Source organism: Streptomyces melanogenes (assembly GCF_014649795.1).
Taxonomy (GTDB): Bacteria; Actinomycetota; Actinomycetes; order Streptomycetales; family Streptomycetaceae; genus Streptomyces; species Streptomyces noboritoensis.
Window position 1 is genome coordinate 1 of record NZ_BMTS01000050.1, and the last position, 26,883, is coordinate 26,883.

At 67.9% G+C, this 26,883-nt stretch carries 28 protein-coding genes and 1 pseudogene; 7 read left to right on the forward strand and 22 right to left on the reverse strand.

Going from position 1 to position 26,883, the window contains the following annotated elements; genetic code table 11:
* Nucleotides 1-86: 86 nt before the first annotated feature.
* The 3 genes from IE252_RS44105 to IE252_RS41555 form a co-directional block, all read right to left on the reverse strand.
* A complete protein-coding gene (locus tag IE252_RS44105; RefSeq protein WP_268248475.1) occupies nt 87-218 on the reverse strand; it encodes a hypothetical protein in 132 nt (43 codons plus the stop codon).
* A 297-nt stretch (nt 219-515) separates the two neighbouring features.
* Nucleotides 516-1,061, reverse strand: a complete 546-nt coding sequence (locus IE252_RS41550) for a hypothetical protein (RefSeq protein WP_190094712.1) — start codon at nt 1,059-1,061, stop codon at nt 516-518.
* Nucleotides 1,062-1,252: 191 nt separating this feature from the next.
* The gene (locus tag IE252_RS41555; RefSeq protein WP_190094713.1) at nt 1,253-1,816 is read right to left on the reverse strand and encodes an RICIN domain-containing protein; all 564 of its coding nucleotides are present in this window, start codon (nt 1,814-1,816) and stop codon (nt 1,253-1,255) included.
* A gap of 992 nt (nt 1,817-2,808) precedes the next feature.
* On the opposite strand from IE252_RS41555, the gene IE252_RS41560 reads away from it, so the two are divergent.
* Entirely contained in the window at nt 2,809-3,294 is a 486-nt protein-coding gene (locus tag IE252_RS41560) for a hypothetical protein (protein WP_190094714.1), read from the forward strand.
* A gap of 2 nt (nt 3,295-3,296) precedes the next feature.
* Nucleotides 3,297-7,781: a glycosyl hydrolase family 18 protein gene (locus IE252_RS41565; RefSeq protein ID WP_190094715.1), complete on the forward strand. Its 4,485-nt coding sequence runs from the start codon at nt 3,297-3,299 to the stop codon at nt 7,779-7,781.
* Here the strand turns inward: IE252_RS41565 and IE252_RS41570 are convergent.
* Complete coding sequence (locus IE252_RS41570; protein ID WP_190094736.1) at nt 7,778-8,275, reverse strand: hypothetical protein; 498 nt, start codon at nt 8,273-8,275, stop codon at nt 7,778-7,780. The two genes, IE252_RS41565 and IE252_RS41570, sit on opposite strands and share 4 nt — an antisense overlap.
* Before the next feature lie 123 nt (nt 8,276-8,398).
* Here IE252_RS41570 and IE252_RS41575 point away from each other — a divergent pair, with 123 nt between their 5' ends.
* Entirely contained in the window at nt 8,399-8,866 is a 468-nt protein-coding gene (locus tag IE252_RS41575) for an SCO4402 family protein (protein ID WP_229849144.1), read from the forward strand.
* Nucleotides 8,867-9,187: 321 nt separating this feature from the next.
* On the opposite strand, the gene IE252_RS41580 is transcribed toward IE252_RS41575, so the two are convergent.
* The 3 genes from IE252_RS41580 to IE252_RS41590 all read right to left on the reverse strand — a co-directional run bounded on the left by IE252_RS41580 (nt 9,188) and on the right by IE252_RS41590 (nt 10,873).
* Nucleotides 9,188-10,066: a hypothetical protein gene (locus tag IE252_RS41580; protein ID WP_190094716.1), complete on the reverse strand. Its 879-nt coding sequence runs from the start codon at nt 10,064-10,066 to the stop codon at nt 9,188-9,190.
* A 93-nt stretch (nt 10,067-10,159) separates the two neighbouring features.
* Nucleotides 10,160-10,513 carry a hypothetical protein gene (locus tag IE252_RS41585; protein ID WP_190094717.1) on the reverse strand — a complete coding sequence of 118 codons (354 nt, stop codon included), beginning with the start codon at nt 10,511-10,513 and terminating at the stop codon, nt 10,160-10,162.
* 165 nt (nt 10,514-10,678) lie between these two features.
* Entirely contained in the window at nt 10,679-10,873 is a 195-nt protein-coding gene (locus IE252_RS41590; protein WP_190094718.1) for a hypothetical protein, read from the reverse strand.
* Nucleotides 10,874-12,902: 2,029 nt separating this feature from the next.
* Here IE252_RS41590 and IE252_RS41595 point away from each other — a divergent pair.
* On the forward strand, nt 12,903-13,211 hold the full coding sequence (locus tag IE252_RS41595; protein ID WP_190094719.1) for a hypothetical protein: 309 nt from the start codon (nt 12,903-12,905) through the stop codon (nt 13,209-13,211).
* 637 nt (nt 13,212-13,848) lie between these two features.
* On the opposite strand, the gene IE252_RS41600 is transcribed toward IE252_RS41595, so the two are convergent.
* Entirely contained in the window at nt 13,849-14,124 is a 276-nt protein-coding gene (locus IE252_RS41600; protein WP_190094720.1) for a hypothetical protein, read from the reverse strand.
* Nucleotides 14,125-14,253: 129 nt separating this feature from the next.
* Between IE252_RS41600 and IE252_RS41605 the strand changes: the two genes are divergently transcribed.
* Nucleotides 14,254-15,855, forward strand: coding sequence for an ISL3 family transposase (locus tag IE252_RS41605; RefSeq protein ID WP_190094721.1), 1,602 nt, complete (start codon nt 14,254-14,256; stop codon nt 15,853-15,855).
* Here the strand turns inward: IE252_RS41605 and IE252_RS41610 are convergent.
* The gene (locus IE252_RS41610; RefSeq protein ID WP_190094722.1) at nt 15,850-16,032 is read right to left on the reverse strand and encodes a hypothetical protein; all 183 of its coding nucleotides are present in this window, start codon (nt 16,030-16,032) and stop codon (nt 15,850-15,852) included. The genes IE252_RS41605 and IE252_RS41610 overlap by 6 nt on opposite strands.
* 273 nt (nt 16,033-16,305) lie before the next feature.
* On the opposite strand from IE252_RS41610, the gene IE252_RS41615 reads away from it, so the two are divergent.
* Nucleotides 16,306-16,629: a hypothetical protein gene (locus tag IE252_RS41615; protein WP_373298694.1), complete on the forward strand. Its 324-nt coding sequence runs from the start codon at nt 16,306-16,308 to the stop codon at nt 16,627-16,629.
* Nucleotides 16,630-16,732: 103 nt separating this feature from the next.
* Here IE252_RS41615 and IE252_RS41620 read toward each other — a convergent pair whose 3' ends face one another.
* The 5 genes and pseudogenes from IE252_RS41620 to IE252_RS43785 all read right to left on the reverse strand — a co-directional run bounded on the left by IE252_RS41620 (nt 16,733) and on the right by IE252_RS43785 (nt 19,193).
* Nucleotides 16,733-17,287, reverse strand: coding sequence for a hypothetical protein (locus tag IE252_RS41620; RefSeq protein ID WP_190094724.1), 555 nt, complete (start codon nt 17,285-17,287; stop codon nt 16,733-16,735).
* A gap of 184 nt (nt 17,288-17,471) precedes the next feature.
* The gene (locus IE252_RS41625) at nt 17,472-17,681 is read right to left on the reverse strand and encodes a hypothetical protein (protein WP_190094725.1); all 210 of its coding nucleotides are present in this window, start codon (nt 17,679-17,681) and stop codon (nt 17,472-17,474) included.
* Between the two features lie 661 nt (nt 17,682-18,342).
* Nucleotides 18,343-18,777 carry an ankyrin repeat domain-containing protein gene (locus IE252_RS41630; protein ID WP_373298695.1) on the reverse strand — a complete coding sequence of 145 codons (435 nt, stop codon included), beginning with the start codon at nt 18,775-18,777 and terminating at the stop codon, nt 18,343-18,345.
* A gap of 43 nt (nt 18,778-18,820) precedes the next feature.
* Nucleotides 18,821-18,991 (reverse strand): annotated as a pseudogene (locus IE252_RS43780) (VOC family protein); the annotation flags it as partial.
* A 49-nt stretch (nt 18,992-19,040) separates the two neighbouring features.
* Nucleotides 19,041-19,193 (reverse strand): hypothetical protein, encoded by a 153-nt coding sequence (locus tag IE252_RS43785; RefSeq protein ID WP_229849145.1) that lies wholly within the window; start codon nt 19,191-19,193, stop codon nt 19,041-19,043.
* A 590-nt stretch (nt 19,194-19,783) separates the two neighbouring features.
* On the opposite strand from IE252_RS43785, the gene IE252_RS41645 reads away from it, so the two are divergent.
* Nucleotides 19,784-20,167, forward strand: coding sequence for a hypothetical protein (locus IE252_RS41645; protein ID WP_229849146.1), 384 nt, complete (start codon nt 19,784-19,786; stop codon nt 20,165-20,167).
* 319 nt (nt 20,168-20,486) lie between these two features.
* On the opposite strand, the gene IE252_RS41650 is transcribed toward IE252_RS41645, so the two are convergent.
* The 8 genes from IE252_RS41650 to IE252_RS41685 all read right to left on the reverse strand — a co-directional run.
* Nucleotides 20,487-20,948, reverse strand: coding sequence for a hypothetical protein (locus IE252_RS41650; protein ID WP_190094727.1), 462 nt, complete (start codon nt 20,946-20,948; stop codon nt 20,487-20,489).
* A 143-nt stretch (nt 20,949-21,091) separates the two neighbouring features.
* Nucleotides 21,092-21,502, reverse strand: coding sequence for a hypothetical protein (locus IE252_RS41655; protein ID WP_229849147.1), 411 nt, complete (start codon nt 21,500-21,502; stop codon nt 21,092-21,094).
* A 264-nt stretch (nt 21,503-21,766) separates the two neighbouring features.
* Entirely contained in the window at nt 21,767-22,330 is a 564-nt protein-coding gene (locus IE252_RS41660) for a hypothetical protein (protein ID WP_190094728.1), read from the reverse strand.
* 134 nt (nt 22,331-22,464) lie between these two features.
* Nucleotides 22,465-22,677, reverse strand: coding sequence for a hypothetical protein (locus tag IE252_RS41665; protein ID WP_229849148.1), 213 nt, complete (start codon nt 22,675-22,677; stop codon nt 22,465-22,467).
* 208 nt (nt 22,678-22,885) lie between these two features.
* Nucleotides 22,886-23,311 (reverse strand): hypothetical protein, encoded by a 426-nt coding sequence (locus tag IE252_RS41670; protein ID WP_190094730.1) that lies wholly within the window; start codon nt 23,309-23,311, stop codon nt 22,886-22,888.
* Between the two features lie 253 nt (nt 23,312-23,564).
* Nucleotides 23,565-23,879, reverse strand: coding sequence for a hypothetical protein (locus IE252_RS41675; RefSeq protein WP_190094731.1), 315 nt, complete (start codon nt 23,877-23,879; stop codon nt 23,565-23,567).
* Between the two features lie 401 nt (nt 23,880-24,280).
* Nucleotides 24,281-24,673: a peptidase inhibitor family I36 protein gene (locus IE252_RS41680; protein ID WP_190094732.1), complete on the reverse strand. Its 393-nt coding sequence runs from the start codon at nt 24,671-24,673 to the stop codon at nt 24,281-24,283.
* A 1,714-nt stretch (nt 24,674-26,387) separates the two neighbouring features.
* On the reverse strand, nt 26,388-26,883 hold a 496-nt coding region (locus IE252_RS41685), incomplete at its 5' end, for a transposase (RefSeq protein ID WP_190094733.1).

Sequence of the window (26,883 nt, forward strand, 5' to 3'; positions counted from 1 at the left end):
GTATCTCGGCCCAGTCCTCCACCTTTAGCACCCTCCATGATCATCAAGGGGGGTCAATTTTCGGAAGACCTCCTGGGGGTCAGTCTTCAGGAACCCGCGACACCCTGGCTCTGGACACGCGACGCATTGATCGCGGCCGGTGAAAGTCCGGGTGAAATGACGAGGGCGGTGACCACGGCGGTGGCGGTGGCTACCAACAAGGTCGACACGGTGCTCATGGGCCCATGCTTGCGCACAGCAGCAGGCCCCCCGCGACCGCCCGCAGCGTGGAGCGTATTGTCGCCGCCACTGAGATACCGGACGCCCCGCCGACGCCCTGACCGCGGGGCAGGAACATGACGATGGCCCCCGCACCGCCCGGTGGGAGGGCCATCCTCTTGTGGGATCAGCGGGCGGTGTCCTTAGCGTCGTGAGATCCCCTCGGGCCCCGACCTTCCCCGGCCACCATCGCCAGGGGTGCCAGGAAGCGGCTGCTGACCCTGGCCGCCGCTGCCCTTCGGAGACTTGCCGTGTTTTCAGTGCCAATTATTCCAGGCGCTCCACAAGGGGGCGCCATCCGCGCTGTATATGACAAGGTTGCCGTCGTCCTGGAGGACGAGGAAGGCTCCGGGGTTGCCGTAAGTGCCTGTGTGCCACAGAGGGGTGCCGCCAGCGTCGTACAGGACGAAGTTGCCGTCTTCCTGCATGTCGACATGGTCGCCGCGGCCGACCGTGTTGGTCGCATATAGGGGTTGGCCGTCCGGTCCGTACATGACGAGGTTGCCGTCTTCCTGCATGCTCAGCCGGTAGCCGCCAGAGGACCGCACATAGGAATTCGTGCTCATCCGGGTTGCTTTGGCGCCCGCAACGGTCTTGGCGCCAATGGGCACGCCTTTGGCCGCGATCGCAGCACCCTGCGCCGCCTTCGCCGCCGCCTTCGCCCCGACGACGACGGACGGCAGGAAGAATATTTCCCTCTCGGCCGAGTTAGCTACGGCTTGTGTGGCACCGCCGACGACTGTAATCAGCATAAACGCCAAGGTCATAGCACCTGCGGCTATTGAGGTCGATGTCGTCTTCATGGCTGTTTCCGGTCTGTAGAGGTGAGGGGCAGTAGGTGCTGCGGGAGGGGCGCGTACGAGATGCCGCGGTGCACATGCACCCATGAACTGGGGCAGATCAGAAGGTGAGATCCTGGCACAGGCCAGTCCGAACGCCTCTGCCGCTCATCGTCGCGAAGCTGAGGCAGGTGCTCACCGCGCTGCCCAGCTGGCTAGAACTGGTTCCACCACTGGGCGGCGTCGTTGTTGCCGTCGCACGCTGCGGTGGTCAGGGTGTGGTCGCGGCCGTTGGACTTGAGGCATTTACCCGTGGCGACGTTCTGGAGCATGCTCCAGCCGGCTGCGTCCTTGGACACCACCTGCCAGCGCTGGTTGTCGGGGATCTGGAAGGTGTTCAGGGCCTGCTCGCCGCCGGATGCCTGCCAGAGCTGGATCCTGCCGGTGGGCACGTCCTGGTCGAGAACGTAGCCGTTGTGCGAGAAGACGACCTGACCGGCGCGCTCGTAGACGGTGAAGCTCTGGTCGGGGTTGCCGTACCAGAGCGAGGCGGTGACGTTCTGGCCGTTGGTGTCCTGGCCGCCGGGGACGGTGACGACGGTGGCGGGGCGCTGGTCCTGGTGGAACTGGCCGGATTCGGCCCAGCTCTGCACGCTCTGGTGCTGCCGGACGCTCACGGAGGCCTCCGCCGCGGTGGCGGGGGAAGTGGCCTGCGCGAACAGGGCAAGACCGGCCGCGGCGGCCAGGGCAGTGGCGCCAAGAGTGCGAGGAAGCGTCATGGTGTTGGATCTCCTGTCGGTGAAGGGAGCCTGCGGCATAACAGCCACGGGTCGGCTCCGGCTTGACGCGAAGGGCCGTTGAGGTTCAGGACGGCCGTATTCGCTCGTCTCCATGACGATGCCTGGCAGAGACCAACATTTGGTCAACACAAGATCTACGCTGCCCCGGGGGCGTCGACGGGCGTCGTTGATCAGCGCATTGAAGGCCCGTTCCCCAGAGCCGGAGCACAGCGGCGGCCTCGATGGGGTGTCGCGCGCACCTCTGTCTCCCGCTGGCTGGCATGCTCGGGCAGGGTACTGGCACGGACACGCAGCCGAACCAGTAGCGCGGCGGCCCGGGCGCGGAGCGGCACGCACCGGCGACGAGCAGTGGCCTGCCAGTAGCGGACCCCGCGGTCAAGGTCGTGGGCATCCTCCGTCCTGAACGGCTCGAACCGCTCGTCGCCTGCGAAGTTCATCCTGCCCATGGCCTGGTGGATGGCGCTGCCCTTGTCCTCCAGCCCGTCGAACGGCACCGAAGAGCACCAGCACGTCGCGGCTCCGAAGGGGCTGTCCGAGCAGTCCTCCCAGCCGTAGTCGGCGCCACTCGATCGAGGGCCCAGGCCATCTGCCTGTGCCGCTGCCCGGCGTTGAACTGGCGTTGATGTCGTGTTGATGACCGGCGCTTACGGTCCAGCGGTGAACGCACATCCCGTCGATTTGCGCGGTGGGGTTGGGTGCGGCCCCGAACGCGGCCTGGTCGGCGGAAGACGTATCCGAAGGCCAAAAAATCGGCCGGGCCTCGTCGACGCGACCGCTTGCCTGGTACCCCAGGGCCGTAACCCGCCCGCCACGCCCCGTGACACCGCTCACCTCAGAAAACACAAAGACAGTCCCGCTTTAGAAACCAACCCGGAAATCTGATGAATAAACTGAGATCAGCATTCAATCACCCCCGCATTACCTCCGCTATCCAGTCATGGAAAATAATCACCCTGATCGCCGTCGTATGCATGGCTGCCCTGGGGGGATATTCGGTGAAGGACAAAGTGGATCTCGCTGCGGCGACTGAAGCGGGTGAAAGCCGGCGCGAGCTGGGGATCAATGCAGCAGCGGAGATAGTTCTCGATGAGACGGACAATGGCTTCCATATCCTCAGCGTCACCCCTACGAGCATCTGGAATAATTTTGCTTCCGGCGCCAACAAGGGTGGCATAGCCGTCACGTATCTGATCCCCGATATGGCTGGCAAGGATCCATATAACGAGAGTCACTGGATCGGTGTCTACAAGGGCAGCGTAAACAGCAACACAAAGCAGGATACCGAGGAATCGTGGAACTGGGCCACGTACAACTGCGGATCCTTCTGTACCGCGACGATCGACCTTTCCGCACGAAAGGGCGAGAAGTATACGATTGTCTACTATGACAAGTCGGACTGTGGCGCCGTCACTTGCGGCTACAGGGCACGTGCCAAGTACGAGTACATAGCCATATGAGAATGCATAGCGCGACACTGCGCACCAGCCTCACCATCAGGGTCGGAGTCATTGCCGCCCTATTGGCGCTGCTCCTGCCGCTGAGCGGTTCAGCTTTCGCCACCCCCCAGCAGAGAATTCAAGCAGTGCAGCCGCATACACAGTTGCAGGCTCGGGATCTCCAGCAACGGGTGGTCGATACGTCGGGTGCGGCGACGGGGGGCATTCAAGAGGGCTTCTTGCGGGCTATCGAATGGCTGCGCCATCACCTGAGCGGACAGCCCGAGGGAACTCACCCCGCTCCCCTTACGGGACAGACCGGAACCCTGGCGTTCGATGCGAGTCAGTTCATGTACGCGGGTGCAGGCACGATCCAGATCCTGTTCAAAAAGAGCAATGTGTACATATGCGGGTTCATCAAGGACAATGTGCTGTACTGGCTCGGTGAAGACGCGGCTCCTGCAATGGGCTCCATCTCCGAGCTGGTGGGAACATTCAGAGAAGTAGTCCGCATTAGAAATTTCAACTTCAACTACCCGAATAATCTGGCAGATCGTGTAATCAACTCTGCCTCCCTTAGTGAGGCACTCGGCGACCTCACACGCTTCGCGGGTACCGCACCGACCGAAGTCCTGAAGCGCGCGGTGGACGGCCTCGCGGTAATGCTCGCTGAGACTGCTCGCTTCACTGATTGGGCAGTGAAGGTCGCCAACCGTTTGGCCGATCCCACAGGATGGGCAATCGGTGCGGCAACGATGGGCACCCTTAAGGTCTGGGACAGAATGTCCAGGGCCTATCTGCAGAATGATGGCTTCATCATCGGGCGCAACATTCTTACCCACGACGATCTGGCAGCATTCCTCGCTCTCACCAACTCGGTGAACGCAAACAGAGGAAACGGGGAGGCGGATTCGGATTTCACGGGCCACCTGACCTCCGCGTCCGGTACGCTCGCGGCCGATGTTGACAACGCGGACACCACTCCAGGGACCCGGGTCAAGGCTCTGCCGTCCAAAGAAGGTCTTGCGCAGACGTGGACTGCCCAGGCAGCGGACGATGGGCTGTGGCAGTTTGTCAGCAGGCTGGATGGCAATCGGGTCTTGGGGCACAGCCGCAGCTCTGAAAAGCGCCATCAGGCACAGCTCGTCGAGAAGAACAGCAGCGATCGCGACCAGTTGTGGAATGTGGTGGACGCCGGCGACGGGTGGGCCACCATGCGCAACGGCGACCGGTGTCTGACCGCCACCGGGAGCGATTCCACGCTCACGGTCGAGGCCTGTTACGGGGCCAAGGACGGGCAGAAGTGGAAGGTGCCCGGTGTCAGGCCCGCGGCACCCACTCGGCCCCTGGCCAGATCTGGGGCTCTCAAGGGGATCGCGGACATGTGCCTGAGTACCAGCACGGACAGCTCCAGCCAGCCCGCCCGACTGGGGGCGTGTTCGAAGAAGCAGGTGTGGACGCTGCTGCCCTCAGGTGCTGTGACCGCCTCTGGCAAGTGCCTCGACGTCGACCACGGCGGCGACAGCGCCATCGAGCCCGGGCGCAGGGCCCAGTTGTATGGCTGCAATGGATCGGTCGCCCAGGAATGGGTCTACACCGGGCAGGGCGAGCTGGTGAATCCCCATGCCAACCTGTGTCTCGACGTGCCGGGCTCCGATGCCGGCAAGGCACTGCAGCTGTACGGGTGCAATGACTCCTCCGCGCAGCGGTGGACGCTGGCCCGCGCCGACAGCCTGCCGGATGAGGTCGACGCTGCTGGTGACGCGGGGGATCCGTTCGATGACGCAGCCGATGACCGGGGTAGGAAGCCGGTGGCGTCGGGGGACTGCCGTCCGGAGGGCATGACGCCCACCCAGGGCGTCGGTGCCCGCTACTGCGATGTGTATGACAACGCTGGCCGTGAGTGGGTGGGCAACAACCGCACCCGCCGCGTGGTGGGGTATTTCACGGGCTGGCGTACGGGTGCGAAGGGCGATCCGAGGTATCTGGCATCGAACATTCCGTGGTCGAAGGTGACGCACATCAACTACGCGTTCGCCAGGCTGGACGGGAACCGGATCAGTATCGGCGACGAGAGTGACCCGAACAACGCGGCGACCGGCATGACGTGGCCGGGTGAGAAGAACGCCATGGATCCGTCGCTGCCCTACAAGGGACATTTCAACCTGCTGAACAAGTACAAGAAGGCGCATCCGGCGGTGAAGACGCTCATCTCGGTGGGCGGCTGGACGGACACCCGCGGCTTCTACGAGATGACCACCAAGTCGGACGGTGGTGTGAACCAGGACGGCATCAACGCGTTCGCCGACTCGGTGGCCGCGTTCTTGGACAAGTACGGCTTCAACGGGGTGGACATCGACTACGAGTACCCCACCGCGCTGCCCAGCACCGGCAACCCGAACGACTGGGAGATCTCCAACTCCCGGCGCGCCGGGCTGCAGAAGTCGTATGTGGCGCTGATGAAGACGCTGCGGGAGAGGCTGGATACGGCGGGCGCGGACAAGGGCCGCTACTACCTGCTGACTTCGGCCGGGTCCTCCTCGGGGTATCTGACGCGGGGGCTGGATGCCGGGCAGGCGCTGCGGTACCAGGACTTCGTGAATGTCATGACCTATGACCTGCACGGTTCGTGGAACAAGTACGTCGGTCCGCAGGCGCCCCTGTTCGATGACGGGCGCGACAACGAGCTGGCCGCGGCCGGTATCTACGACACGGGCAAGAACCCCGAGTACAGCGGTACGGGCTACTTCAACACGGACTGGGCGTACCACTACTACCGGGGCGTCCTGCCGCCGTCGAGGATCAACCTCGGGATCCCCTATTACAGCCGGGGCTGGCGCAATGTGAGCGGTGGGGTCGGGGACGGGCTGTGGGGCGAGTCCGCGATGGCGAACCAGGCCGACTGTCCCAAGGGCACCGGCGGCCGCGGTCCCGCAGGTGCGCAGGCGTGCGGTCTGGGGGCGGTCGGCATCGACAACATCTGGCACGACCTGGAGAACGGCAAGGAGCTGGGCGCCGGGTCGAATCCGCTGTGGCACACGAAGAACCTCGCCGATGGGCGGATGCCCGGCTATGTGAAGTCGTACGGCATCGACCCCACCTCCGAAGCGGGGAAGCTGACCGGGGGCTATGCGGAGAAGTACTCCGATGCGCTCAAGTCGCCGTGGCTATGGAACGATGCGAAAAAGGTGTTCCTGTCCACGGAGAACGAGACCTCCATCAAGGCCAAGGCGCAGTACATCGCCGACAAGGGCGTGGGCGGGGCGATGATGTGGGAGCTGGGCGGTGACTACACCAAGCGGGCCAGCGGTGAGTGGGGCATGGGCTATGACCTGACCACGCTCCTCGATGGGACGCTCAAGGGCGCCGGCTCCCCGGTCAATGCCACCGGGGGCGGCAAGAGCCTGCCGAGCCAGGTGATCGATGTGGCGGCCGAGCTGGTGGACTTCCCCGCCAGTCTCAAGGACATGTGGCCGATTCAGCCGAAGCTGCGGATCACCAACAATTCCAAGGTGACCCTCGCCCAGGGCACCGAGATCAGCTTCGACATCCCCACCAGCACCTCGCCACTGGTCAAGGACGGGTCTTGGAAGAAACTCGACGGCATCACCCCCGGCCACACCGGCAGCAATGCGGGCGGCCTGAAGGGAGACTTCCACCGGGTCACTCTCACGCTCGGCTACTGCGAGGACGTCCCGGCAGGCAAGTCGAAGGACATCGACCTCAAGTACTACCTGCCCATCACCGGACCCTCCAACATCACCTTCAAGATCGCAGACAAGACGTTCGGCAGCACCGGCGACCAGCGCCGCGAGGTCAGCCTGGTCGACCCGCCCGCCGCGGACACCAGCAAGCAGTGCCGGGCCGCCGCCTGGGGCAGGCACGCCTACAACCCGAACCCGTCGTTCGCGTTCTGGCAGACCGGGGACAAATGGATGATCGAGGACCGCAACAGCGGCAACGTCCTCGACCACCCCGGCTCCTGGAGTGACGCCCACCTGGTGGACAAGCAGGACGGCAACACGAACCAGCTCTGGACCGTCGCCGAGGACGGCGGCAGCAACAGTGGCTGGTACCACATCAAGTCCAGCAGCAGCGGCCACGACCAGTGCCTGGGCGCACCCACCGCACGCGCCACCCTGAGCGTGCGCGACTGCGACGGCAAAGTCGACCAGTGGTGGCGCCTCGCACCCCCCAGCACCGACAAAGACACCGAGGGCAAGCCACTCTTGGGCCAGACCGTCACCGGCGGCCCCGCACACAAGGGCACCTACGCACTCGTCGGGTACACGGACGGCACCAACTGGTACCAGAACCCGGCCTACCTCGCCGCGCCCCAGGAATCCAACACCTCCCCCGGCACAAAGATCATCGCCGGAGACCTGAACGGCACCTGGGCCTCCACCGTCTCCTGGAACGGCTCCTACTGGCGCACCAAATGGTGGAACAAAGCCACCGACGAGCCCGGCAACAGCGACGCCTGGCAGAAACTCTCCCCCACCCCCTAATACCCGCACGGCAACACAATCGGGCCCCGGCACACCACAGCGTGCCGGGGCCCGGCCATTCCCCCGCAACATCTCGCACACGCCGCTTCCCTGGTCTTTCTTCGACTTGAGCACCGGCAGCCCCATACGGCGGCCTGGCGCTTGCCGGACACCGACGCGACCAAGGCCGCGTACGCCATATCCAGGTCGCGCAGGGAGGACGGCAAGGCGTCCACGGACACCTTCGCGAGCCACGCCCGCTGGGCGTCCGCTTCGCCCCGGTGATCACTCGCCGTGCCGGCATCTCGCAACGCGACGTTCGGTCCGGCGGCCTCCTCCGTCGACAGCTCCGCCAGCACCTGAACAACGGTCTCCCGCGTGATCTCCAGCCGCGACAGGTCCTCCCGGGCCTTATCCAGCCGAAAAGCCAACTCCGCAGCCTCAGCCTGGAGTTCTTCCACCCGTCGTCGTGCCGCAGCCTCCCGCGCCCCAAGCTCCTCCGGCAAAGACACCATGGCGCCCCACCTCCACCCCACCACGGCAGGAGTCCAGCGGCGCCGCCACACCCCGACCAGCGTCTTCCCAGCTCAGCAGTCGCCCGAGAGGACCGCACCCCGCAAGTTGAGTACCCTCAGCTGGTGATTGATCACGGCATTGCTCTGCCCTATTACCGTCTCCATGTCGTGCCTGCAGTCGTGGCACTGGCCAGCCCGACTTGGCAACGCGAGGTGTGGCTCGACCCGGATCAGCCCGAGAACCTCGACTACGTGGTGCACGTGCTGTTCGACGACTTCTGCGAGGCGGACAATCCGTCGCGCTGGCTCGGACAGAGCCTTCGTACGGATGAGGAAGTCGAGCTAATGGCACATCTCGGTGCTGCCTACGGCGCAGTGCAGGACTCCGCCGACGCTGATGCCGCCGACAACGTCTACCTGGCCTCACCGGGCTGGCCCGTCGTCGTAGCCGCGGCAGCCCGGCTGGCACAGGTACTGGTGACCAACGACCACACGGCGCTGAGCAAGCTGCACGATGCTGGCTATCGATGGCCACTCGGAACAGAGAAGGAAGCGCCCGGGGCCGTTACCAACCAGCAGGAACAACCTTAACCGCTCTCACTCGGCATCGGTCAGACCACTCCAGCCCGCCCTTCCTTGGCTTCAAAGGATCCACACCCAACCCCGTTCGCAGTGCCTCTGCGCCGTGCCCTCCGAGCGCCGTCTCGATGGCGCTGATCAGCGGGTGCTGCATGGTGAGGCAGTCACTCCCAACGAGCTACACCCAACTGACCTGGAACGACAGACGACCTCCCCGGGACGCTCAGCCCGTCCACCAGCATGAGCCGATCACGGACGGCTCGCACCAGCCCCGTGACCTGCGGACTCAGGATGAAAACATCCCGGTGACCACGGCCCGGGCAAGTCTCCTGCTCAGCCCGGGGTGGGGGAGCCGTCACGGGCCAGCACAGCCGCTGCCTTTTGGACGTTGCTGTGGGAAGTCCGGTCGTACACGCGCAAGGCATCAGCGTGTGAGGAGATGTACTGATCGTCGTAGGCCGACTCGACCGCGATGGCGATGCCCACCAGGTTGGTCGCCTGCTTGCACGCGATGTCGGCCGTGGCAGTGGCGATCTCGTCGGGTGTGGTCGTCCGGGAGGCGCGCCAGCGTGGGTCCGCTATGGCATCGACGGGCGTCGCGTAGTGGTAGCCGCGGCTGGCCATGCATTTCGACCACGCCGCATCGACGGCGGCCAGGCGGGGGTCGGTCGCCGGGACCCGTGGTCCGTGATCCGGCAGCGGCGACGTGTCGAGTGGCAGCGGCGGGTCGCCCCCGACCTCGGCGAGGCCGGCTTGGGTGCAGCCGCCTTTGGGGATCGGCATGCCCCGGAAGGTGGTGGCGACGGTTCCGTCGGGCAGGACGCCTTGGAGGACCTTGACCTGGTCCGCAGGCGCCGGGACGGCAGCCTCCGGCGGCAGCGTGTGATGAGCGCTGTAGCCGTGCTGCGCGGCGGTCTGCGGGGCGAAGAAGCCGTAGACGGCGGAGCGGGAGCGAATCTGCGCGGCAGCTGCGGCCATGTCTGCGGCTGGTCCCGGTGCGGGCGGGAAGCCGAATTGCTGCATGCAGTGCGCAATGGCGATCTGCACCCCGCGGTGCAGAATCCTGGCATCCGCCACGCTGAGCGTGTAGCGGTCGATCGGGCGGTGGATCTGATCGGGGGAGGTGACCGCAGCGGCGGGGCCGATCGTCGGCGGCCGGGGCGTGCTGCTGCCGCAGCCTGCAACTGCGGTGACCAGGGCGGCGGCGGTCATTGCCGCAGTACGGGCTCTCAACGCGGTGGTCCTTCGTCGGGATGGTTGGCGGAGACGCGGGAGCGGCGCTGCGGGCGCCGTCCCGCGTTTGGGTCATCCGTACAGGTAGAAGTCGGATATGTAGGTTCCCGTCGGCGGGTACTGCACCACGTAGGGCCCCTGATCCCACTCGCAGCGGTTGCAGCCCGCGTAGGTGAGGTAGAAGGTCGCGCTGTACCGGCCGGAGCCGAAAGCCCCAACGTCGCTGACGCCCGCCCAGCCGTGCCCGTCATCGCGGTAGCAGTAGATATGGCCAGTGCCCCTGACGCCGATCCACGCTTCACCGATCCCGGGGGTGCAGTTGGGGTCCCAGGTAACCGCGTTCGCCGGCGCCGCAGCGAACAGGCTGCCGCCCAACGCGATCCCAGCGGCGACCACGGAGGTGATGATCTTCCTTCGGAGGTTCATGTTTTCCCTTCGGGGTATGCGAACAGGGTTGCAGCGTCGGCCAGTTGACGCCCGCAGCCCGGAGAATACGAGTCCCGGAGAAACAGCGACAAGAACTGCGCACAAGTCCGTACAAGCCCGGTTACCCACGGTCGCTGCGCTGCAGCGTCTGCCCAGTTCGCCGTCTCACGCGTGACGTAGCGTCAGGTCCGGCTTGCCGCCAGCCGCGCCACTCGTAAACCAGCGGACCAGGTACCCCGCCACGCCCACGGTCCGGGCCAGCGCCGCATACCCGTAGGGGCGGGGACCAGTGAACTCACGGCCCAGGACGATCAGGAGACGGATGTCCTCCTCGACACTCTCCCGGCGGTGCCTGGCCATTTCGAGGGCGTGCAGAAGCGGGTCCTGGCCCCAATCGCGGATGGGTGTAGCTCCTCTGGAGGGACTGGCTGAGCTGGGGCTTTGGCGAAACGATCGCGAGGGGTACGGCTGATCGCCGCTCAAATGCCGCCGGTGGCCCCACTAGCCGTATCCAAGATCGGCTGGTCGGTCGCCACCGGGGGCGCAGGACGAACGGAAGGATCACGTACCACTTGTGAATCCGCAAGTCTGCGCTGGTGAGGCAGTCACTCCAAAGGAGCTACACCCAAAAGCCTCCGGCGGGCAAGCCTGCTCAGCGGCCGTAGTTCGCGGCGAGCTGGCGCAGCCCGTTGAGGTCGGCGTCGGCGTAGCGGCCTCCGCCGGTGTCGGTGGTCCAGCCGCCGTTGGGGGAGCCCCTGTTGGGCACCCGGCGCGGTGTCCGAGTGGTGATTCCGGCCAGGGTGCCGCCTGACGACGAATTCGACTTCGGTGACAAACGCCCCCGAGCCGTTGATGACAACTACGGCTGCGAACCCAGCCATCAGTGGCAGGCCATTGAGAGCCACACCCGGTGCCCCTGGGGGGTCCGACCCTACGATGGCCCGGCCCGGCCCGGCCCGGCCCGGCCCGGCCCGGCCCGGCCCGCGCCCAAGGAAAGGGCCATTGACGCGCCGGACCGGCCATCACGCCAAAGGCCCCAAAGCACACCACGCTTCGACACTGTCGATGCAGCGCCAACGCCGTGGTGCTCCCCTCCTCGTCGGCAAGGCGGGCAGCCTCTTCCTGGAGGTAGGTACGGAACTCGTCTTCGTGTGCCGCAATGAGGCGCGTGATGGGAACGTCGCGTGCCTGGGCGCGCTTGCGCCGGGCGTTCGGTCCATGAGGTGAGCGAGGCTGCCCGATGCGGTGCCGTGCTTCCGTCCGTCGCATCTGGGCGCCCAGCAGAAAGTGCTTAGCCTTCGGCCGCCAGTCACGATTCGTACGGGGGTCGGTTTTGTCGTCGGCAAGGTGCTGTTCAGTCTGGAGGAATTGGGGTATCCACCACGGCGAGCCATCGACGCAGATTGCGAGGGTGACGCAGCCTCTCCCGTCAGAACTCTGATTGAAGCCGGTAGGGCTCGCGGCCGCGGTTTTGGCCGCTGCGTGCCGTGTGGGCGAACGCCGGGAGCGGTGCTCACCACCTGGTACGTGAAACCGTCCCACTCCTCCAGCACGTACGGTTCGTCGGGCCGCAGGTGGCTGGCGCCGCCGTGCACGGGCCGGTGACGCTGGTAGATGTCCATCGGCGGTTGGCGCCGCCTGCTGTACGCGGCCAGGGGGTCGTCGCTGTCGGTGCGCGGGACGGCACGCGATGGCTGGTTCGGGGGGCCGGGGCGGCGGTGTTTGCCCATGTGCTCGTTGTTCTCAGGCGGCGATCGTGGTCGGCCGGGCGGCGGCGAGGTCTCGTGCCCGGCTGCGTACCTCGTCGACTGCGGCCGTCCGGTACGGGCGGGCCGCGTCCAGCAGCGTGTTGAGCCGGAAGCCACGAGGGTGGAGTCGATGCGGGCGGCGTCGTCGAGCGCCTGGTGGGCCGCCCCGGCACCCTGGTCTGGTTCTCCCTCGTCGGACAGTGCAGCGGCGAGTCCGACGCGGTCCAGGACCTTCACGCGGTCGAAGCCGGCCTTGCGGAGCGCCAGCGCGTCCTCGAAGTACCCGCTCGCGGCCCGAAGCGGGCCGCCGAGCCCGGCGAGGTTGCGGGCGGAGACCGCGCGGGCACCGGCGTGCTCGCCGCCGACCCTGGCGAACGCCGAGAGGTTCTGCACCCGTTGGGCACCGCCCTGTTGCTGCACCGGCCGAGCGTGCGGTACTGCTGCACGAGAGGGACCCCCTCGCTGACGCCGAGGCCAGCCGCCGCCTGCGCGCCCGCCTGGCCCGCCTGCCGTCTCTGCGCGCTGCCCACACTCTGCTGCCTGTCCTGTGTCGCAGCCCGGGCACTGTCACACCACGCACCCCCGCCCCACGCACCCCCGGTCCTGGTCTGCCCCGTCCGCGTACGGCTCGCCATCCCCGCGTGTGCCGCATTCTGGGCCCGCACCTGTTCATGCCCGCTCCCGGGCGTCCGCAGGGCGTAGCCGGCCTGGGTGAGGCGCTCATCGGGCGGCTGTTGCGGCTGCTGGAGGCGGGCATGGCTGCGCCGGGTGACGTCCTGGGGGATGTGACGGGCATCGTGACCCGCCTGGGCGATCGCGGGGCGGCGGTGCGGTGGGGCCGGCTGGTCCTGCAGCATGTGGCCCAGCGCCGCCACCTGCTGCGCTACCGCCCCCGCACCCCCGGCGATCCGGGCCCGGTCGGCCGTGGGTCATGTGTGGGCTGTGAGTGAAGTGGCCGTGGTCATGGCGCCCGTGGCCCGGCGGGTGCTGGCCGCCCGGTGGAGCGGGGCGCGGCCGGGGGGTAGCCGAGCGCGAGGACAGCCGAAGGGCGAAGCGCACGCGTCGGCCCCGCCGGTGCCGGTGTGCCCGTCATGGGCGGGGCGAGGAGCGCTCTGGGTGAAGGGCCCGGCGGGGCATCGGTTTCATCAATGGGCCCGCCGGGCGCCGTCCAGCGTGCCATGGGCTGCTCTGGGCCCTGCCGCACGGCTTTGGCGGCCGCCACCGTCATCGTCGGTGGAACTGTGTCTGCGTGAGGGAACGTCGTGTGACGTGTGGTGTGGACGGGGAGGGCAGCCGGTGGACGGTGATCCGCTTCTGTGGGTGGTGCTGGTGGTCTTCCTCGTCGTCGGCGGTGTCGTGGCCGTGGTGGGGGTTGTGGTGATCGTGGGCGTGGTTGTGGGGGTTGAAGGTGCTGGTGCGTGGACGCGGCCAGGGGCAGGGCGCTGCAGACGGCGGGTGGTGACGCGCCCAGGGACACGCTGCACGCGCAGGTAAGGCGAGCGCTCGGTGGGGGATGGTGGGGTCATTGGTTGCGGAACGGCGCCCAGGGGTCGGGGAGGGGAGCGCTCGGGTCCTCCCCCCTTGGCATCAGCTCTTTTGCCCATCAGGGGGGCATGCGTGCTGTACGCGCTCGTCGAGGTGGCCGCCGTAACGGCGCACTGCGGAAGGTGACCTGCTGAGCGACAGTTGCCGGGCCTGGGGTGCGATCTCCTCCGGGAACTCACGCCGGACGAGCACCAGCTGCAGTTCACCAGGAATTTTGTAGCTCAGGTAGTCGAAGAGTGCGGCCTGTTTGAGCCGCTGCTTGACGACAGTGGCGGGTCGGGCCGCCGGCTCTTTGTCCGCGCACGCCTCCTCGTCCACGGTGACGCGCACCGCCGTCGGTGCGAGCAGCGTTGATGCGGCTCTTTGAATCTGGGTCTGACCGCAGTTCCGTGAAGTTCCTGGTCGCAGGCGGCATGCCGGAACGTTCCTGTGCGGGACATACAGCGCATGGGGGTCGAATCGCTCGCGGATGTTCTGTTCAGTGAGATCGATGTGCGGATGGAGTGCGTCGAGGAGGTCGAGGGCAGGATGGTCGTCTTCGCCGTGGCGTGCGGCCGTCCGCCTCGGTGCCCGGACTGCCGCTCCCGCGGGTCACGGGTCCACTCGTCCTACGAACGGCGGATAGCTGATCTTCCGCTCGGCGGGCGGTTGTTGGCGGTGCAGTTACGGGTCCGCCGGTTCTTCTGCGACCACGGCTACTGCCAACGGCGGACCTTCGTGGAGCAGGTGGACCGTCTCTCCGAGCGATACCGCCGCTCAAGCACCGAGCTGGCACGGTGGCAGCGGGCGGTCGCGGTGGAGCTGGGCGGACGTCCGGCGGAACGGCTGTGCCGGACGCTCGGCCTGGCCGCGGGCCGGACCCGGCTGCTGAGCCTGCTCACCGAGCCGGTGGCACCCGCGCGGGCGCCGCGGGTTCTGGGCGTGGACGAGTTCGCCTTCCGACGCGGCCGGAGGTACGGAACTGTCCTGGTCGATGCGGAGAGGGGCGAGGTGGTGGACGTGCTGCCGGACCGCGACTCGGAGACCTTCGCGGCCTGGCTCACCGCGCATCCCGGCGCTCAGATCATTTGCCGTGACCGTGCGACCGCGTTCTCCCGGGCCGTCAGGCAGGCCGCACCGGAGGCGGTGGAGGTCGCCGACCGCTGGCACCTGCTGCACAACCTCAGCGCCGCGGTGGAGAAGACCTGCCACCAGCACCGCGCCTGCCTGCGCAAACATGCCGAGGATCAACAACCTCCACCCGTTCCCGTCGAGCTCGCCGTGCTCGGAGATCTGCCTCCGCAACAGCCACCGGCGACGCAGATGGTGGAGCGGACCCGGCAGAGGCACGCCGAGATCCACCGGCTCCTGGACGCACGATGGACGATCAGCGCGATCGCCCGGCGCCTGAACCTGGACCGCAAGACCGTGCGCCGGTTCAAGACCACCGACATCGACACCCTGCTCGTCTCCTCCCGTGACCGCCGACCGGTGGGTGTCTTCGCGCCGTTCCGGGCTCACGCCACCGCGTTGTTCACTGCCTCCGGCGGCTGCATCACCGCGCCCAAGGCCCTGGTGCAGCTGCGTGAACTCGGCTACCAGGGACATGTGCTGGCCGTCCGCAAGCACTTCGCCGCCCTGCGGTCCGGCACCGCCGAACCCGTCCGCGCCGACGTTCCGAGTCCCCGCAAGATCACCTCATGGATCATGCGTCCCCACGACCGCCTCGCGGACCGCGACCAGGAACGACTTCTCAAAGTCCGCCTCGCCTGCCCCGACATCGCCCGCGCCTGCGACCTCGCCCGCACCTTCCACGACCTGACCACCCACCGCCGCGGCCATCTGCTGATGGACTGGATACGCGAAGCCGAACGCGAAGCACCAGCACCGCTCCACTCCTTCGCCGGCTACCTCCGGCACGACCTCGACGCCGTCACCGCTGGCCTCACACTGCCCTGGAGCAGCGGCAGCACCGAAGGTCACGTCTGCCGGGTCAAGGCGATCAAGAGAGCCATGTTTGGCCGGGCCTCCTTCCGCCTCCTCCGCATCAGAATCCTCACCCGATCATGACTTCACGGAACTGCGGTCAGACCCGATTTCAAAGATCCGCATCAGCGTTGCGGCCAGAGCGGCCGCGGCTTGCTTGTCCGTTCCGTTCCTCGCCTCGAAAGGCACGAGCGGGAGTTCGCCCTTGGCCAACAGGGCAGCGAGCAGCGCCTTGTGAGCGGGTGTCGTGCGGTCTGTCATGCGGGGCAGTATGGCGGACTCCCGGCAGGACTGTCGGCCACGACGGCTGGCGTACCTCCGGTGAGCGAGGAACTCCGGTCTGCCGGCGGCGATCGGCGGTGCCCCCGGGCGTGGCTGACCGCACGCGCGGAGCACGGCAGCCGGATCCGTCCCCGGGACGCCCTGGCCGTCATCGGTGCGGTGGCGCGGGTGCAGGCCGTGTCCGGGCCGAGGCTCACCAGCGGGGCTGGGGCGGACGTCGCTAGCCTGTGACTGGCTCAAGGGGGGATGAGGGTGCAGCAGTGGCCGGAGGGGCCTGCTGCCGATCAGGAGGCGGCGCGGGAGCGGTACACGTCAGGCATGCGGGCGACGCGCATGGCCGTGAGGGAGGTCTTCCGTGCCGATATGCCCGCCGCGCACGGCGGTGTGACGGTTGTGATGGTGGCCGGTGTGGTGGTTGGCTGTTTCGCGCATCCTGTTGCCGGGTGCCTGGTTGCCGCTGGCTTCGCGGTGCTGTTCCTCGTGGCGCTTGCGGTGATGTTCCTGCGCGGTATCCGGGGGGCTGATGCGTGGCGGCGGTCGTATCTGTTCACCTTCGGGTGGGCGAACTGGATCTAGGCAACGGCCGCGGGTGGTGCCCGCCCGGCCGCCGCCTTGTGCCACGCCGCCTTCTGCGACGGCTGAGGCCTCCCGCTTGAAGACCGGGTGCTGGGAGATAACCTCATACCTTGCCCGCGGCGACTCGGATGCGGTGGCGGAGTGTTTGTCCGAGGGCGGTGGTGAAGTCTGGGTGCAGGGGCGGCCAGTCGTCGAACTGGTAGCCGAGGTAGGCGAAGGCGAGGACGTCCCCGGCCCATTCCCAGTCGGGAAGCGGCGTGCGGTGGGTGCAGGCGGGGCAGCCCAGGTCGGCGATGCCGGTGGTGTGCCAGGTGTCGAGGACTTCGCCGGGCCAGTCGCAGGAGGCGTTGTGGCAGCGGGGGCAGATGGCCGTGAGGGGCTCGCCCGAGTAGGCGTAGAAGACGGTGTGGCCGGTGATCACTGTCAGTTCGTCGCAGGGTTCCTGGTCGAGTCCGGTGATCTGGGCGCGCCAGTCCCAGGGAGCGAGGTCGACGGCTTCGCGCCAGCGCGGCCCGGCCAGGTAGGCCACGCTGTCCTGCCAGGGCACGGGGCGGATGTAGCCGTGCGTCTCCAGCCAGATGCGGCCGCGCGCGCCGCACGCCACCGCCTCCTCGGCTGATGCGTCGAGATCCACGACGGTCTGCCGGTAGGTACTCACAGGCTTCCCCTCTTTGTTCGGTGCGGTTGGCGTTCGCTGAACGCAGTCGCGTGGTGATCAGGCTTCACTGGTCGTAGTACTCGCCGTCGTCGCCCTGGACCCTCGCGTCCAGGGCGAGGGCGGTCTGCCGCATCTTGGCCAGGAGCAGGTCGGTGGAGTTCTTGGCACGGACCTCGCCGGAGTCTCAGTACAGGGCAGTCCCCAGCCGCTCCTCGGGCGGATGCGTGACCATGCGCGCGATCCAGTGGCCTGGCCCGTCCCCGCCTGGTGGCTGCCGGACCATCTCGAGCTCCGCGTCCGCCTCCACGGCGGCCGCCCATTGCTCGGCGGTGATCTCTGGCCCCGCCTCGTCCCACCAGGTGTCGCGGCGGGTGATGTGGATGTCGTAGTCCATGTGCGCGACGGTAGGCGCCGGCACTGACAACGACGGGCTCGGCAAGATGGCGAGGAGAGGGCCGGAGGCCCCTTCGGGTGGGGGCAAGGAGGGCCGGCCGGGGTGGCAGTGGCTCGCCCAGTGGTCAGAGCGGCCGGGCGAGTTGGCGCTGCCGCCCTCGGGCTGCGGCGTCGGCGTCGGAGCTGGTCGCCGCGCCGGTTCAAGCCGGAGGACATCGGCTGTCCGCTGACGGTCATATCGCCCGCGCCATGGACCAGGGACTTCATCGCCGGGCTGGCCCCCAACGAAGCCTGCTCCGGGCCCTGCCGCGCCGCTCTGGCGGCCGCCACCGTCATCGCCGGGGGAACCGTGCCTGCGCGAGGGCACGTCGTGAAACGTGTGGGGTGGACGGAGAGGGCAGCCGATGGACGGTGATCCGCCTCTGTGGGCGGTGCTGGTGGTCTTCCTCGTGGTCGGCGGTGTCGTGGCCGTGGTGGGGGTTGCGGTGATCGACAGACGTGGACGGTCGCGCCGTCGACGGCTGTGACGACGTCCGGAGTTTTCTGCACCTGTGGTGAGGCCGCCGGTGCCGGGCTCTTTGCTCTGAGGGGCGTCCTGTCACCGGCCGCAACGAGACGTTCGCTTCGCCCGAGGCTGGTCACAGGGAGTTGGGGGGCCGTGCCTAGGAGGAGGCTCCGCCCGGAAGGAGGAGAGCCACCTCATAGTTGGCGATCCGTCCGGCCAGTGCCCGCGGACTCACACCGTGAGCGTTAACCCGGTCGGGGTCGGCGCCGGCTTCCAGCAGCAGTCGGATCGTCGCCCTCTCGCCCTGCGAGCAGAACACCGCCCGCCACAACGGCGTATTGCCGTGACCATCCACGGCATCGACCGACGCACCCGCGCCCAGGAGAACCTCGATGACCGCTGGCGCTTGGGCCTGGGCCGCAAGATGCAGGGGCGTCCAGCCTGCGGCATCGGTTGCCTCAGGGGCGGCACCTCCGGCCAACAGCGCCCGAAGGCCTTCCACGTCCCCGTCGACAGCCGCATAGTGCACCGCGGTCCGCCCCGACCGATCCCGATCCGTCATACCGCCATCCTGACCTACGACCTTGACCAAAGAGATAGGGGCCCCCGAGCCCCGGGGGGCGGGGGCCGTCAGGTGTGGTGTGGATGACGCGGAAGCGGTTGCCTTCGGGATCGGCGAGCGCGACGAAGTCGGCGTCGTCCGGGTAGAAGTCCCAGTCGACGCGTGCAGCGCCCAGGGCAATCAGCCGTGCCACTTAGGCTTCCTGATCGGCGGCGTTGCCTGCATAGAGGTCGAGGTGGATCCTCCAGAGGTCTTACCGCCATCGTGGGACCGTGACCGACCGTACGGGCCCGTCAGCGGATGACGGTGATCTCGGGGAGGGGCTGTGACCAGGTGCCCTGTTCCGCGGTGAGGACCTGGCGGGCGAGGCGCCGGGCCAGGTCCCATCCCTGATCGGTGGAGAGTGCGTTGGTGGTCCATCGGTCCGCGTGCTGACCGCCGCTCATCGCGTTGAGGACCGCGTCGATGTCCCGCAGATCTGCCAGGGCTGCGGGGGAGAGTTCTCCCCCCGGCCACCAGGGGCTCGGCCATGCGTACGGCGTGGTCGAAGTCGAGGGCGATGTCGTCCGGCATCACGCCGTGCCGGGCCAGCCACGCCACCTGGGTCGGGGCGTCGGCCGCGAGTACGGTCAGCGACTCGATCAGCAGGCGTCGACGGAACGAGGGATCAGGACTCTCCACGCCGCGATCCTCGCACGGCCCCCAGTTCGCCCGGGCCTGTTGGCACTGCGCGGTAACAGACGGACGGTCCGGGCCGGGCAGGGCATCCGCAAGAGACGGTCTGGAGGGCTCGTGAGGCTGGGCGCGAGCGCGGTGGTTGGCAGGTCGTGGAGAATGGGGTCACGGCGCCTCAAGAACGCCGGTCGGGTCAAGAAGCGGTGTGGGTGCCAGCCGCACGCGTGGCATGCGAGCGATGTCCTTCGCGAACCCGCCGGGCCCCCACAACCCGGCACACTGCCGCTTGCTGCTTCGCCCCGCCTTGCGGGAAGGGGCGGCGGCAGCTGGCGGTTGGATGCGGTCCGCGTAGTGTCGCGGGGTGCATTCTCATCTGAGTTTCGAGAACCCTCCCGCTCTGTCTCATGAGGTGGTGGTTGAGATATTGGAGCGGGCTCTGCGTGACCGCTCGGCCGAGGGTGAGGCGGCCGAAGTCCTGGTCGGGACCGCGTTGAACGACGACGATCCGGAGTTCGTCGAGCGTTGGTGCGTGCAGGTCGGGATGCGGGCGGTGTCGGGGAGTCCGTTGCTCGGGCTGGCCGGCCTGTGTCTGGGACATACCGCTCGACGCTTCGGGCGTCTTGGTGAGGACGCCCTGGCGCTGGCGGAGTTGCTGGCGGTGCGAGCCGAGGCGGACCCGACAGACGTGGACGGCCGCGCCGTCGACGGCTATGACGACGTCCGGAGTTTCCTGCACCTGTGGTGAGGCCGCCGGTGCCGGGGCTCTTTGCCCTGACGGGACTTCTGTCACGGGCCACACGCGGGCCACCACCCCCGAGCCCCGTTGCCCTGCCGGCCGTTCCTTCGCCGACACAGGCTGCGGGGAGCCCTTTCTCCTGGCTTCATCGCCCCGACTCGAGGGGTTCGGGCAGGGCCTGCCCTCATCAGGCGGTTCAACACCAGGGGTGAGGTTGCGGAGAGAAGACCGCCGAGGCTTCTTCCTCAGCTACGCGGCCATGGAACGCCGCTGTAAATGCTCCTGCGCAATGGGTGTTGGCGCACGGCTCGCCATAGCTGTGGGGCTGTCAGAAGTGGCTGAGGATCTGCCGTACGGGATGCCCGAGCGCGTCCGAGAGGTGAGCCAGCTCCCCGGCGGTGAGCCAGGACCGGCCCGGATACATGACCTCGATACGGAACCGTGCGAAGCCCATGGGCCAGTCGTAGACCAGCTCATTGAGCGATGTGACGGCTCCGCAACAGGGGACCGCCGCCATGAGGTTGGCAAACCCCTGGTCGTAGGCCTCGGAGACGGTGTCCATCCACCAGTCCGTCGCGCACTGCGCACCGCAGTGCGGGCAGGAGATCTTCTCCAGGTTGGAGCCGCAGATGATCACCTCGACGCCGTCGTGCCACTGGACTCTCAGCCCGAGACGCGCGTCGCTGTCCGGAAGCATCCCGGACAGGGCGGCTGAGGCACGATCCGCCGCCTCCTTGCCGGGCTGCCAGTGCGGATCGGTGGGAATGACCGTCAAAAAGTCATCGCTCATCGCTCCATCCTCTCCTGCCCGTTGCCCGGTATTCGACACCGAGCACGTACCCGAGGGCGCGCACCTGTGGGCAGTCAGGGACCAGGTAGGGGCTGTCCCCTACGTGGGCAGGGTGAGCATCAGCCCCAGGGTCTTGGCACCGCTCACATGGCTGATTGCTGGAGGGTTTCTTGCCAGGCGTTCCTCACCTCGCGGGACTCGTCCAGGGCGGGATCGCGGCTTCCGCCAGGCGCGTAGGCAGGGGACCGGTCGGCGTGGAGCGGCACGTGGGCGCAGTACCAGGCCCGCTTGGCGCCTGCTCGCTCCGCGTCCGTGCCGGTCTGCACATAGTCGAGGAGGGCGTTCGTGACCCGTCGGCGCCCGAAGACGTAGACCGCGGGTTCGACGAACCAGCGGCAGAAGCTGGGGTCCGGGTCGTAGACGGCTGCCGCCAGCAGCGGGGCGAACAACTCCTCGGGCAGATGGGCGCTTGCGAGCAGCGGCTTACGCACCGCATGGGCCAGGTGCCGTGCGCGGAGAGCCTCCGGCACATCCGCTGCATCCCCGAGATCCATCAGCCGTGCCACCTCAGCGGCACATGACAAGAAGGAGCGCGCGGCAGGCTGAGTGTGCTCTTCATCGGTCATGGTGGCATTCTGGACCTGCTCCGCCGTTCAGCCGGGGCGCCCGGCGCCGCCCCCGGAGCCCCCGCGCCCTCGTCGGCCGCCGCTTCGTGCCGCCTACGTCCCTCGCAGAGCAGGACCGGGGCCAGCCACCGTCCGAAAAGCGGTTCCGCTACCGGTCCTTCGAGGCTGGTCGCAGGGAGTGGGAGACCGTGCCTACGGGGCCGTGGGCGCCCCGTTGATGTGGGCGAGGGTCTGGGCGAAGGTGCGGCGGTCGGCGAGGGCGTGCCGTGCGCGGGCCCAGGGCCACCCGAAGTACTGCCGCTGGACCGGAACGGTGAGGGCGAGCAGCAGCTGCACTTTGGTGGCGTCGTCCCGTTCTGAGAGCATCACCATGCGGGCGGTGCCGGCGTACTCGACGGCGAACTGGATGAGGTGGCGCCCGGGCCAGCTGGCGGCGTACGTCGCGACGTTGTCGATCAGCCACAGGGTGGCGTCGTCGAGCTGCTGCAGCCACCGGTCCCGCTCGCCGGTCAGCCGCTCGCGCATGGTGGCCGTCCAGTCTGGATCGTCGGGCGCCGGGAGCGGGGTGTTCTGGAGCAGACTGCACGCCGAGATGATCCGCAGCATGTGCGCGCCGAAGGCGTCGCGGGCGGTGTGGACCTCACCCAGCCGCTTCTTGCGGGCCTCCATGCGCGGCGCGACGATCAGGCTGGTCGCGGTCGCCGTCACCACGGCGGTGGCAGCGGCCACGAGGATGGTCCACACGGTGTCTGGCATGGGCGCCATCCTCCCGCACTACGCAGGCCCGGCCGACTGCCCGGAGCTGCGGCAACTGCGCGGGCCAGAAGGGGGGGCGTGCCGCGTCAGCGCACTCCCGGCCGACGCCGTGCCGGGAGTGCGCTACGCGGCCCTCAGCGCCGGTTTCGCATGCTGATCTGCACGCCGCCGATGGCGGTGACGGCCGTGCCGATCGCGCCGACGGCGCCGGCGGCCTCCGTGTTGTGGGTCAGGGACAGGATGACCACGGCGACGATGGAGAGCAGGCCGGTCAGGATGGTCATCCAGCGCAGGGAAGCGGAGCCGGGTTCTCCGGTCGCGCTTGAGGTACGGTCGATGGGCGTCACTGCGTTGTGCCTCCTTAGAGCAGGACGGACCGCCTCGACGTAACGAGAGGGAGACCTCCCCGCGGCCAGCCGTCCAAAGCAAGGACCGCGAAGAGGTCTCCCTTCGTCGCGCCGAAGGGGCTTTTGTGAACAACAACCCTACCGAGCACGTTGAAACCCCCCTGCCAGACACGGACGGCTGCCCCGTCGTGCCGACGTATTCACCGCCTCACCTTGGTGGTGATTTTTTGTTGGGGTTTCCGCAGGTCAGGGCTTGCCGAGTAGTCAAGATCACGGCTGTGGTCCGGGTCGTGGACAACACACGAGCGGCGGCCTCGACACAGGGGGGGCTGCAGGAAGCGCATCCCCTCTGGTGCTTCTCGATCGCGGCACGGCGCCCGCAGTTCTGGTCGGAAAGCGCTGTGACCTCGGCCTTCAGGATCGGCCCAGCTGGGCCCTCCTTCAGGAAGACTTCGTACACGTGCGGCTCGGCGACGATGTCGAAGATGTCGTCCTCGTACTCGCTCGCGTACCCCTTCGCTCTTCTACATTTGGCGAACTTGAGGATGTCCACGGACTCCTTGTCGGCGCGGAGCGACATAGCGGCCCTCCAGCACGCCGTGCACAGCGCTCTCGGCGTACCGTCCTCGATCACGCGGTACTCCAGTAGCACCTTGCTGCCGGGGAGCCTTCCGGTCTGCTACTCGGACTGGCGGTCGTCGCCGCCGGCGCGGCGGACTCCGTGGCCTGGCCCCGGCGGGGGTGTGCTCCCGGTGAGCCGCTTGGCCCGCTGGCCCATGGGCGGTGAGGACGTCGCCAGCTCGACTCGGGGCCGAATCCGGCGTCGAGGATGACGGTGCCGGAGGAGTGGACGGCGCGGAAGGCGAGGCCTCCGGGCCGGGCTGGGGTCAGGTGGCGTCGTAGGCGATGCGGGCCAGGCGCAGCGCCTCGTCGAGGCTCTGGTCGGTGAGGTCGACGCTGATCCGGTAGGCGTGCGGTCCGGTGCTCAGGACCCTCGCCGAGCTGATCCCCATGGCCTGCAGCTCTTCCTCTGTGTAGCTGAGGCGGAGGTTGATGCTGCTGCGCTCGGCGTACACGTAGGCGAAGCCCCCGTAGAGGGAGCCCTGCTTGCGCAGCCGGAGGTAGTGGCTGTAGTCGAGCGGCTCGCCAGCGGCCGCGTTCTTCCGCTTGATGCCGTGCACCCCCACCTTCAGCCACGCCACCGCCTCCTTCAGGAACGAGGTGAACAAACTCAGGGGCGGGCCCCCGCCGCACCAGCCTGCTAACCGTCTCCTGCCCCTCCTGCGTCACACCCGGGACGTCCCCGGCACCGGCCGCGGCCGCGGCGGAGACCGTCACGACGTTCGTCCCGCGCCCGGTCAGTGCGCGCAGCACCTCGGACGCTTCGAGTGCCTCTGAGGTGCCTTCGAACTGGTAGACCGTAAGCCGCACGGTTCCCCCTCTCGTCGACGAACATCGAACGGAGTAGCCGTAGGGTGGTAGCAATACTGAAAAACTGCCTGAGTTGCTGACTGTTGCTGTAAAAGGGCCGCTCACCCACCGCGCGGGCCCCGCCTCTGATGAAGAGGCGGGGCCCGCGTTCGTGTTGCCTGCCCTGCTCCTGCTACTGGCGCTTCATGGAACGGATCTGGTAGCTGCCCTGGAGGTTGCCGCGCTCGTTGGGCTGGGAGGACCCGACGCGGGTGCGGGAGCTGTGGTTGTTGCCCGAGTAGTACTGCACCCGGTGGCCGGTGAAGTTGTACGCGGAGAGGGTGTTCCACCGCCGCTGGACGAAACCGCAGTCGTCGGCCGTGTCCCGCTTCTCGCCCTGCCAGTACTGGCACCGTTCACCGGTGCCGTTCCAGCCGCTGTACATACAGAAGTACCCGGGGTCGCAGCTGTACGCCGCGGCGGCGGCCGTGGGCGCGGCGGGGGTCGGGGCGGCCCAGGCTGGGACGCCACCGAGAACGGCGGCCAGGGCGGCCGAGACGATCAGGAGCGAGCGAAGACGGCGCATGCGGTGTCTCCAATACGAGAGGACGGGCTGACGGGCGGCCTGACGTGCGCGCGGCGTGTACCCCAGGAGCCGCGATGCTCGACCTTCGTACACCAGGCGGGGAAGCCAGCGGGCGAACTGCCGGACCAGGTCACCGGCGCGGGTGAACGGGCCGGGAGGAGCGTGGCGGGCGGTCGCCGAGCGCGTCAGGAACTCTCCCCGCCGGCGGGGGTGCGGGAGCCGCACGCGTTGGGTCGCCACGAGGCGCCATGGAATCGAGTGAGGTGAGAGACCTCCACCGCCGGGTTGTCGTAGCAATCTGGTCGAGGCTGGGGGCAGTTCGGTCCGGGGGATGCCGGGCCGAGCGGTAAGCAGTCCCGACAACGTCGGGACGGGTTGGTACTGCCAGACGACCCATCCCCGGCTAGCGAGATACCGGGGAAGGCGGCGCGGTGAAGCCAGCTCAATGGCGGGCTTTCCAGAGCTTTGGCCCACTGCGCGTGGGTGGGCTGGCCGTCGGGCGCCCACGCCCGCACTTCACCGTCGGTCAACGGCCGCACGAAGGGCCCTGTGCCGGCGTCGGTTGGCTCGACGACGTTGACGAGGTCCAGGACCGTGCTGGTGCCCCCGGTGAAGATGTACTCCTGCCAGCCCTCGTCTTCCCACAGTTGATCCATGGTCCGACCCGGAAAACCGTGATCATTCTTGGCCAGCTCCTGCTCCTGGGCCTGCCGGAACGCCGCGCCCAGATTCCGCTGGTACGGGCCGGTCTGCCACAGAAACTGCCACCCACGGATGCCCCTCAGGTCTAGCGATCAATGGGGGGAGCGTAGAGGAAGGCACTGACAGTCAGCGTGGCCAGTGTACGCCGGGCAGCGCGGCAGGCGTCCGTCCTCGGCGGTGCCAGGCGTGTGATGCGGGAACCGAGCTGCTGACGTCACTGCATCGCGGCTCGCGATGGTGTCCAAGGAAGGCCGAGTCTGCGGAAGAGGGCTTGAAGTTCGGCGGGGTAGCTCCGTGGTATCGGTCGCGGACGGCATAGAGCCGCTTGCGTGGCTGAACGGGCCGTCGGTCGGCCTGGGGCGCGTAGTCCGCGGCCCTTGATCCTGCCGTCCTCGTCCATGAGCGGCCCGACGTCGTCGAGGTGGCGCTGTGCGGCGGTGACGGTCTCCAATGGGTTGCTCCACGCTCCCGGTTGCCAGAGGGGCACCCGCCTTACGGCGGGGGGCGGCGGTGGAGCACATCAGGCCGATGGCGACGGCGAAGTGTGGTGTCCGCCGGGGATGCCCTCGCCTGCCCGCCCCTGGGCTGCCGCTGTACAGGCCCTGTCCGCGCCTGATGTGATCACCTCATGCTTGTGCTGATGCTTGTCCTCGCCGCTTTCGCGGTGTTCGGCTTGTTCGGCCTGGTGTTGATCAGGGATTTCCGGGGGGCCGGTCGTGGTTCGAGGCCGAGGGGAACGCCGACGCCTACACCCGCATGTGGCGCAGGCGCGGCATGCTGGGGTTCGCCTGGACGGCCGTGTTCGGGTTCGTGTACGGCGTCGTCGGCTTCGGCATCCGCGCCCTTGTGTGACCCGCGCGCCAAGCCGCCTCCGCCTTCTCATCCAGGCAGAGGCCCGCTCGCCCGAGCTCCGTGGCCAGAGCATTGAAACCCGGCCCGTCCCCTCCGCGCGCGCCACCCGGATCCGGGAGTGTCTGATTCTTTGTGGGTGGCCTGGTGCTGGTGATGTGGTTTAGCGGTCGGTGATGCGGTCGCCGTAGTAGCTGGCGAGGCTGTTGATTGCCTGTTTCCAGGCGGGTGTCTTGCCGGTGACGTTGGGCCGGTTCTTGATCGGGTTGCGGATCACCAGGTAGAGCACCTTGAGGGCCGCGTCGTCGTCGGGGAAGTGCCCGCGGCGCCTGGTGGCTTGGCGGAAGCGGGAGTTGAGGGACTCGATCATGTTGGTGGTGTAGACGGTCCGGCGGATCGGGGCCGGGAAACGCAGGAAGACGATCACGTGTTCCCAGCTCCGGCGCCAGGTGTCCACCACGGCCGGATAGGTATCACCCCACTCGGCTTCGAAGAGTGCGAACCGCTGCTCCGCCTCGTCGGGGGTTTTGGCGGTGTAGACCTCCCGAAGTTGTTTGGCGATGGTGCCCCAGTGCTGCTTGGCCGCGTATCTGAGGCTGGTGCGCACGAGGTGGACCACGCACAGCTGCACGTCGGTCTGCGGCCACACGTCGTTGATC